The sequence below is a fragment of the Mycobacterium palustre genome, assembly GCF_002101785.1.
Classification (GTDB): Bacteria; Actinomycetota; Actinomycetes; order Mycobacteriales; family Mycobacteriaceae; genus Mycobacterium; species Mycobacterium palustre.
Map to the genome: position 1 here is coordinate 86,750 of NZ_LQPJ01000094.1, position 7,623 is coordinate 94,372.

The 7,623-nt window shown below is 63.8% G+C and carries 8 protein-coding genes; all 8 read left to right on the top strand.

The genetic code is table 11. From position 1 onward, the window contains the following. Nucleotides 1-7 precede the first annotated feature (7 nt). The 8 genes from AWC19_RS10860 to fdxA all read left to right on the top strand — a co-directional run bounded on the left by AWC19_RS10860 (nucleotide 8) and on the right by fdxA (nucleotide 7,492). Nucleotides 8-994, top strand: coding sequence for a 1-phosphofructokinase family hexose kinase (locus AWC19_RS10860; RefSeq protein WP_085078053.1), 987 nt, complete (start codon nucleotides 8-10; stop codon nucleotides 992-994). A 150-nt stretch (nucleotides 995-1,144) separates the two neighbouring features. Then, a complete protein-coding gene (locus tag AWC19_RS10865; RefSeq protein ID WP_085078054.1) occupies nucleotides 1,145-1,927 on the top strand; it encodes a universal stress protein in 783 nt (260 codons plus the stop codon). Nucleotides 1,928-1,943: 16 nt separating this feature from the next. Further along, nucleotides 1,944-2,792, top strand: a complete 849-nt coding sequence (locus AWC19_RS10870; protein ID WP_085078055.1) for a universal stress protein — start codon at nucleotides 1,944-1,946, stop codon at nucleotides 2,790-2,792. An 80-nt stretch (nucleotides 2,793-2,872) separates the two neighbouring features. Further along, on the top strand, nucleotides 2,873-3,529 hold the full coding sequence (locus AWC19_RS10875; protein ID WP_085078056.1) for a response regulator: 657 nt from the start codon (nucleotides 2,873-2,875) through the stop codon (nucleotides 3,527-3,529). Nucleotides 3,530-3,750: 221 nt separating this feature from the next. After that, nucleotides 3,751-5,400: a GAF domain-containing sensor histidine kinase gene (locus AWC19_RS10880; RefSeq protein ID WP_085078057.1), complete on the top strand. Its 1,650-nt coding sequence runs from the start codon at nucleotides 3,751-3,753 to the stop codon at nucleotides 5,398-5,400. Between the two features lie 155 nt (nucleotides 5,401-5,555). Further along, complete coding sequence (locus AWC19_RS10885) at nucleotides 5,556-6,158, top strand: GNAT family N-acetyltransferase (RefSeq protein ID WP_158090858.1); 603 nt, start codon at nucleotides 5,556-5,558, stop codon at nucleotides 6,156-6,158. Beyond that, nucleotides 6,125-7,009, top strand: a complete 885-nt coding sequence (locus tag AWC19_RS10890; RefSeq protein ID WP_085078059.1) for a universal stress protein — start codon at nucleotides 6,125-6,127, stop codon at nucleotides 7,007-7,009. Before AWC19_RS10885 ends, AWC19_RS10890 begins: the two co-directional genes overlap by 34 nt. A 93-nt stretch (nucleotides 7,010-7,102) precedes the next feature. Then, nucleotides 7,103-7,492: a ferredoxin gene (gene fdxA / locus AWC19_RS10895; protein WP_085078060.1), complete on the top strand. Its 390-nt coding sequence runs from the start codon at nucleotides 7,103-7,105 to the stop codon at nucleotides 7,490-7,492. Nucleotides 7,493-7,623: the final 131 nt, after the last annotated feature.

Genomic DNA, 7,623 nt, shown 5'->3' on the forward strand with positions numbered 1-7,623 from the left:
GACGAATATGGAGGCGCCAGCCGCACCGGCTCCCAGCCGAGCGCAGATCGTGACGTTGACCATGAACCCAGCGCTCGACATCACAACGAGCATTGACGTTGTGCGACCGACCGACAAAATGCGCTGTGGGTCAACGCGTTACGACCCCGGAGGCGGCGGTATCAACGTTGCCCGGGTCGGACACGTGCTCGGTGCGTCGGTGGAAGCGGTGTTTCCCGCCGGCGGGCCGACCGGTGGTCTTGTTATGTCGCTTCTCGACGATGCGGGAGTGACATTTCGACAGGTTGCGATCGCGGCGTCGACGCGTGAGAGCCTCACTGTCAACGAGACGAGTACCGGCCAGCAGTACCGCTTCGTCCTCCCCGGGCCACGGCTGACGTCCGCCGAACAGTCGCTGTGCCTGGACCAACTACGGATGGCAGCAGAGTCGGCCGAAATCGTCGTGGCAAGCGGTAGCCTGCCGCCGGGCGTGCCTCCCGACTACTATCAGCGCGTCGCCGACATGTGCCGGGATCTGGGTATCCGTTTGATTTTGGACACCTCCGGCGGCGGCTTGCGACACGTCTCATCCGGGGTGTACCTGCTCAAAGCCAGCGTACGAGAACTGCGTGAATGCGTCGGGCGGCCCCTGGTCACCGAACCCGAGCAGGTGGCCGCCGCACATCGACTCATCGAATGGGGTCGCGCACAGGTCGTGGTGGTGTCGTTGGGATCTCGTGGCGCGCTGCTCGTGACTATGCATACGGGCCAACGCTTTTCGGCGATTTCGGTGCCAGCGGGGAGCGGCGTCGGAGCCGGCGACGCGATGGTTGCCGCGATTGCGGTAGGCCTGTGTCGCGGATGGCCGCTCGCCAAGTCCGTGCGTTTGGGCATCGCGGCGGGTGCGGCCATGCTGACGACCCCCGGCACCGCGACCTGCGATCGCGCGCATGTCGAAAGGTTATTTGAGCTGGCCGCCGAGCCCTGCGACTTGGGCCCTGTGTTCAACGCTTGACGGCCATCGATCCCCATCGAGGCCACTCTTGGGGACGAACGGCAGGCGATGTGAGGTCTAAGGGCCCTGCGTGCAAGCCCCCGGCCTCAATAGCCTGAGGTTGGGCCAACCGAATGGTCGGCCGCTCGCCAAGGAGGCAGGACTTCCCACATGAACCAGCTGCACTCGAAGTCGGTGGTCGTAGGTATCGACGGTTCGCAAGCAGCCGTTAACGCCGCCAAGTGGGCAATCGACGAGGCCATCCGCCGACAAGTTCCCCTTCGCCTTGTCCGTGTCGTCGGGCGCCCAGGGACGCGATCCGCGTCGGAAAAGACCTCCGACTGGCAGGTCGAATCTGGCGAAGCGATGCTTCACCAGGCGGAGGTCGCCGTGCAAAGCGCGGCCCGGGCGGCAGGAAGAACGGTCGAGGTCGAAACGGTTGTTCTCTCGGGTGACCCCGAGCAAGTCTTGATCAACGAATCGCAGGACGCAGCCCTGGTTTGTGTCGGCACCGATCGGCGCGGATGGACGGCCGACAAGTTGCTGGGCACAGTCGAGGCCGCGTTGGTGTCGCGGGCACACTGCCCGGTAGCAATCATCCGAAGCAATCCCGACGGAACGGCCGCAGAGCCGGGCGTGATCGCCGTCGTGCTCAACGACGAGCCCGACAACGACGAAGTTGTGCACCAAGCCATGGAGGAAGCGCGGCGCCGCAACGCCACTGTGCGGCAGATCGATCGGCGGCTGAACAGCTGGGTTCGACGCTATCCGGATGTACCTGTCCAAATCGTCGCCGCAGGCACCGGCGTGAAGTCCTCCGAAAACCACAGCACCGCAATCGAACTGGCCGTTGTAGGCAAGGCTGACGCCGATCGGATCGCCGAGCTCGCCACTCCCAACTGCCATCCAATCATGGGCTTTCCCGACTGCTCAGTGCTTGTCATCCGTGATTGAGTCCGAAAGGCTCGCTATGAACGAGTTAGCTGCACCTCGGCCGATCGTCGTCGGTATCGACGGCTCAAAGGCCGCGACGCGCGCCGCGCTCTGGGCGGTTGACGAGGCGGTCAGCCGTGACGTCCCCCTGCGTCTGCTTTCTGCGATCGAGTCGGGCGACCCCCTGGAAGCGGAGCGCAAGCTCGTCACCGCAGAAACCGCGGTTCGCGCGTTCACGGCAATCGAGGCCACAGGCCAGCCGGTAAAAATCGAGCAGGAGATCGTCCAGGGCCCCCCGATCGAGTCGTTGATCCGCGCGTCGGCATCGGCGGCCATGGTGTGCGTCGGTTCGGTCGGATTACTCCACTTTCAACCGTCCCGGGTGGGTTCTACCGCCGCGGCCCTGGCTCTCTCGGCGCGGTGCCCGGTGGCCATCGTTCGCGAGCCCCGCAAGCAGCCTCGACGACTGCCAGTCCATAGGATCGTTGTCGAAGTGGACAAGGCTCCCGCTCCCGACAACGACGTGTTGCTCGGCGTCGCCATGGAAGAAGCCCGGCTGCGCGACGCCACCGTCGAGGCGATCGTCTGCCGGCGAAGCGTGTCGGACGATACGGCGGCAGAAGGCGAAGGGGATCGCCGGGCACTCGCTGACCTCGACCGCCGGCTGGCCCGTTGGAGACGCCGTTATCCGGATCTCCACGTCGAGTCGGTGGCCCTAGGCACCACTTTCATGGAGTTTCTGGCTTACAACTGCCGAACGGTGCAGCTGGTAATTGTCGGCGCAGGCAACCGCGAGCATCTCAGGGAACTCGTCGGACCAGTCGGCGGCGCCGTACTGCGCGACGCCGACTGCTCGCTGCTCATCGTCAACCGCCAACATCTGTGAAATCGGCGAACGTGAAAACGTGGGATATTGGGTCAGGGTTTGATGATCTTTCCTCGAACGCTCAGCTGGAAGGACTCGCGATGGTTAAGGTTTTCCTGGTCGACGACCATGAAGTCGTTCGTCGTGGCCTCGCCGATTTGCTGGCGTCGGATCCCGACCTCGAGGTCATTGGTGACGCCGGCTCGGTGTCCGAGGCGATGGTGCGCATACCCGCGTTGAAGCCTGACGTCGCCGTGCTTGACGTGCGTCTTCCCGACGGCAACGGAATCGAATTGTGCCGCGACCTGCTGTCCGAGCTCCCGGAGCTGCGGTGTCTGATGTTGACATCCTTCACCTCCGATGAAGCAATGCTCGAGGCGATTCTGGCCGGCGCCAGCGGCTACGTCGTCAAAGACATCAGGGGGATGGAACTGGCGCAAGCGATCAAGGACGTCGGTGCCGGTAAATCGCTGCTGGACAATCGGGCGGCAGCGGCGTTGATGGCAAAACTTCGCGGGGCCGCGGAGCACAAGGATCCACTGTCTGGATTGACCGAGCGCGAGCGAACGCTACTGGAACTCCTCAGCGAGGGCTTGACCAACAGGCAGATCGCCGCCCGGATGTTTCTCGCCGAGAAAACGGTGAAGAACTACGTATCGCGATTGCTGGCCAAACTCGGCATGGAACGGCGGACCCAGGCAGCGGTGTTCGCCTCGAAGCTGGGCCAACAGTCCGCCCCGCCGGCCACCGGTAACTGACTTAGGTGACCGTCTTCGCGGGCGGATCTTTAATTCTTGGGGTTCGATCCAAACCGGACTAAGCTGGCCGAGCACCTTCGTGTTGCCCCGTTTTAGTTGTGGCGTTGCGTAACGCGGAGGTTGTACGGGGCTCAAGTGTCGTGGAGGTATCGGGTCGGGTGGCCGGCGATGACAGCGTGTCGGCTTTTGCTGGGCTCGGCCAGCGTGGCCTGGTAAATAGGATGCACGAGCAACTCGACGAGTTGCTGGCAGCGCGCGATCAAATGGAACTTTTGCTCCAGGTGATCGTCGAGATCGGTTCAGATCTCGATCTCGACGCAACGCTGCGGCGGATAATCCGGGCGGCCAGGGACCTAACATCCGCCCCCTACGGCGCCCTGGCTGTACGTGATCCCGACGGCATGTTGATCTCGTTTTTTCACGCTGGAATCGACGATGACACCGCGCGGCGAATTGGGTCCCTGCCGGTTGGCAAGGGGGTCCTCAGTCTGTCGCTCTTCGATACGCCAGCTTTGCGTCTCGACGATGTGGCTCAGCACCCTGCTGCGGTCGGATTCCCCGAGCACCATCCAACGATGCAAGCTTTTCTTGGTGTGCCGATCACCATCCGGGGGAAGATATTCGGCAACCTCTACCTGACCCACGACGAGCCAGGTCGGCTGTTCTCCGAATCCGACGAGGTGGCCGCTCGTGCATTGGCATTCGCGGCTGCGGTCGCCATCGATAATGCGCAGATATTCGAGCGCGAGCGCGCAGCGGTGAAGTGGATGGACGCTAGCCGGGAAATCACAACGGCGTTGCTGTCCAGTGTCGAACCGAGCCTGAGCCCTTTGCAGTTGATCGCGGAACGCGCGTGCGCGCTAACCGAAGCCGAACAGGCGATAGTGCTCGTTCCGGGCGACGCAGACCTCCCTGCCGATGAAATCGAGACACTTGTCGTATCCGCGGCGGTGGGGCTGCATGCCTCCGAGGTTATCGGCCAACGGATTCCGGTGGACGCTTCCACCACCGGTGGTGTTTTCCTCTCTGGCAAGCCGCTGATCACCGAGGCCTTGAACTACCCGATTCAGGCATTCACCGATGTCGGGCAGCGCTCCGCGATTGTGATGCCGCTGCGGACCGACGACGAAGTCGTCGGCGTGATCGCCGTCGCGCGGGGCGCGGGCCAGCCACCGTTCGACGACCGTTACCTGGAGTTGGTAAGCGATTTCGCGACCCACGCCGCGATAGCCCTCATGCTCGCGTCCGGTCGTGAGCATGCGCGCCGCCTCACCATTGTGGCCGAGCGCGAGCGCATCGCGCACGACTTGCACGATCACGTCATCCAACGGTTGTTCGCCGCGGGCATGGATCTCCAGGGCACCGTCGCCCGGGCACGTTCACCCGAGGTTGTCGACCGACTCAACCGCACACTGGACGATCTCCAAACCATCATCGAAGAGATCCGCACGACCATCTTCCGGCTGAAATCCACGTCGGAGAACGACGGCGGCTTCCGGCATCGGATTCAACGAGTGGTCACCGACCTAACCGAGAACCGTGACATCGTCACCACCGTCCGCATGCACGGACCGACGACCGCCATTGGCGGGGAACTTGCCGAGCATGCCGAAGCGGTCACCGCGGAGGCTGTCAGCAACGCCGTCCGCCACTCCGGTGCCTCGCGCCTGACCGTCGCGGTCAGTGTCGCCGACATGCTGACTCTCGACATCATCGACAACGGATGCGGGATGCCCGCCGACAATCCGCGCCGCAGCGGCCTTGCCAATATGTTGTATCGCGCCGAACAGGTTGGCGGCCGGTGCGAGATCTCCCGTCCACCCGAGGGCGGTACTCGCGTTCAATGGACCGCTCCGCTGACGGATCACTAACGCCCGGAACCTGTTGCGGGGCTTGTCGTGACGCCGGCCGATCGCAGGCCTGAGGCTCGGCCGCACGGGGACCAATGGCGCCGGGGTGAGAGTCCAACGGCCCTGCCCAACCTGCGCGGGCCGGGCATACCGTCATGTGCAGGTGAGGAGGGATGATGAGCCATCAACCGGTGCAATCCGCGGCTAGCGCTGAACTGCTCGACGGACGAGTCGTTGCGCTACGCCGCCTCACCGGTGACGACACCGCGGCCGCGCTGGCACTCCATCAGCACCTCACCGACCACGATCGATACTTCCGCTTTTTCACGCTGAATCCAGTCGATCTCGACAAGCTCGTCGAGACGATGACCGAGCCTTCACAGGGCCAGTACGCTATCGGCGCATTCGACGCCGACCGGCTGATCGGCATTGCGAACTACATCGTCCGCAGCGACGACCCCGAAGCCGCCGAAATCGCGGTTACGGTCGCCCACGAAGACCACTCGCTGGGCGTGGGAACGGCCCTGCTTAAACATCTCGCCCGAATCGCACGCGCTCGCGGGATTCGACGGTTTGTCGCCGACGTCCTGGGCCAGAACCATCTCATGTTCATGGTCCTATCCGATCTCGGCTGGCGTCGAAAGCCCGCCGAATACGGAACGGTTCGTCATCTGGAGATCGATTTGCCCGATTTCGATGACAAGACGCCGACGTCCGCGGCAGAGGTCATAACGAGGGAGACGAAATGCCAGAAACTACAGCTAAATTCGGAATATTAGTCTGCGTCGACGGATCGGCCGCGTCCGACGCCGCCGTCGCCTGGGGCACCCGAGAGGCCGCCATGCGTCGGCTGCCCATCACGCTGATGCACGCTGTTGCGCCCGTGATTGCCGGGTGGCCGGCGGGTGAACTGTACGCGGACATGCCCGAGTGGCAGCTAGACGATGCGCAGCATGTCATCGACCGGGCGCGCAAGACGCTGAGCGCCAGCCTTGGTGACTCAGAGCCGCCCGAAATACACACGGAGATCGTTTATTCCGTCGTCATGCGGGCGCTGATCGATGCCTCCAAGGATGCCCGGATGATCGTCGTCGGCAGCCAGGGCCTGGGCGCGCTGGCCCGCCTGCTGCTGGGCTCCGTCACGACGGGACTGCTTCACCACGCCCACTGTCCGGTCGCGGTTGTCCACTCCGAAGAAGGCGCAACTCCCGATCCCGACGCGCCTGTGCTGCTGGGCATCGACGGATCGCCGGCGTCTGAAGCGGCGACCGCCCTGGCTTTCGATGAAGCCTCGCGCCGTAAAGTCCAACTGCTGGCGCTACACGTGTGGAGCGACGTGGGGGTATTTCCGGTGCTCGGCATGGACTGGCGTGACCGCGAGCGCGAAGGGCGGGAAATCCTCGCCGAGCGCCTCGCCGGCTGGCAAGAACAGTATCCGGACGTGCACGTCCAGCGATTGCTCTTCTGCGACAAGCCCTCCCAGTGGCTCCTCAAGGAGTCCGAACGCGCTCAGCTGGTGGTGTTGGGAAGCCACGGCCGCGGGGGCTTTCCCGGCATGCTTCTCGGCTCGGTCAGCTCTGCCGTGGCGCAGGCGGCACGAGTTCCGGTCGTTGTCGTTCGCGCCAGATAGCCGTACGGCATTGCACACAAGGGTCTTTGGTCATCACAGTTGAGGCCATTCGGCAAGAGCAACCCCGCCACCGGTGGGCTAGCTTCAAAGCTTATGACCTATGTGATCGGCGCCGCCTGTGTAGACGTGATGGACAAGTCCTGTCTTCAGGAGTGCCCCGTCGACTGCATCTATGAGGGCGCCCGAGCGATGTATATCAATCCCAACGAGTGCGTGGACTGCGGCGCTTGCAAGCCGGCTTGCCGCGTCGAAGCGATTTACTGGGAGGGCGATCTGCCCGATGACCAGTTAGAGCACCTCGAAGACAACGCTGCCTTTTTCGATCGGCCGCTCCCCGGCCGGGACGGCCCGCTGGGATCCCCTGGTGGCGCGGCCAACGTAGGCCGGCTCGGTGTCGACACGCCGCTGGTGGCTGCGATGCCACCGCGCGCCGCGACCGCTATCCCGTCCGCACCGGAGATGCCCCACAAAGCGTCGGAATGACAGGGCGGGAGCGAAAAAGGAGAACCTGATGATCGAACAACTGCCGGACATGCCTGGCAATGTCAACTTGAAGTGGCCCCAGTGTGACGGCTAGTTTTGGCCCCCCCTTCGCGGTGCGTTGGGATTTTCTG

Excerpts from the sequence above, each read along its gene's own strand:
- AWC19_RS10860 (WP_085078053.1), top strand. The coding sequence starts at position 8 with ATGGAGGCGCCAGCCGCACCGGCTCCCAGCCGAGCGCAGATCGTGACG.
- AWC19_RS10865 (WP_085078054.1), top strand. The coding sequence starts at position 1,145 with ATGAACCAGCTGCACTCGAAGTCGGTGGTCGTAGGTATCGACGGTTCG.
- AWC19_RS10870 (WP_085078055.1), top strand. The coding sequence starts at position 1,944 with ATGAACGAGTTAGCTGCACCTCGGCCGATCGTCGTCGGTATCGACGGC.
- AWC19_RS10875 (WP_085078056.1), top strand. The coding sequence starts at position 2,873 with ATGGTTAAGGTTTTCCTGGTCGACGACCATGAAGTCGTTCGTCGTGGC.
- AWC19_RS10880 (WP_085078057.1), top strand. The coding sequence starts at position 3,751 with ATGCACGAGCAACTCGACGAGTTGCTGGCAGCGCGCGATCAAATGGAA.
- AWC19_RS10885 (WP_158090858.1), top strand. The coding sequence starts at position 5,556 with ATGAGCCATCAACCGGTGCAATCCGCGGCTAGCGCTGAACTGCTCGAC.
- AWC19_RS10890 (WP_085078059.1), top strand. The coding sequence starts at position 6,125 with ATGCCAGAAACTACAGCTAAATTCGGAATATTAGTCTGCGTCGACGGA.
- fdxA (WP_085078060.1), top strand. The coding sequence starts at position 7,103 with ATGACCTATGTGATCGGCGCCGCCTGTGTAGACGTGATGGACAAGTCC.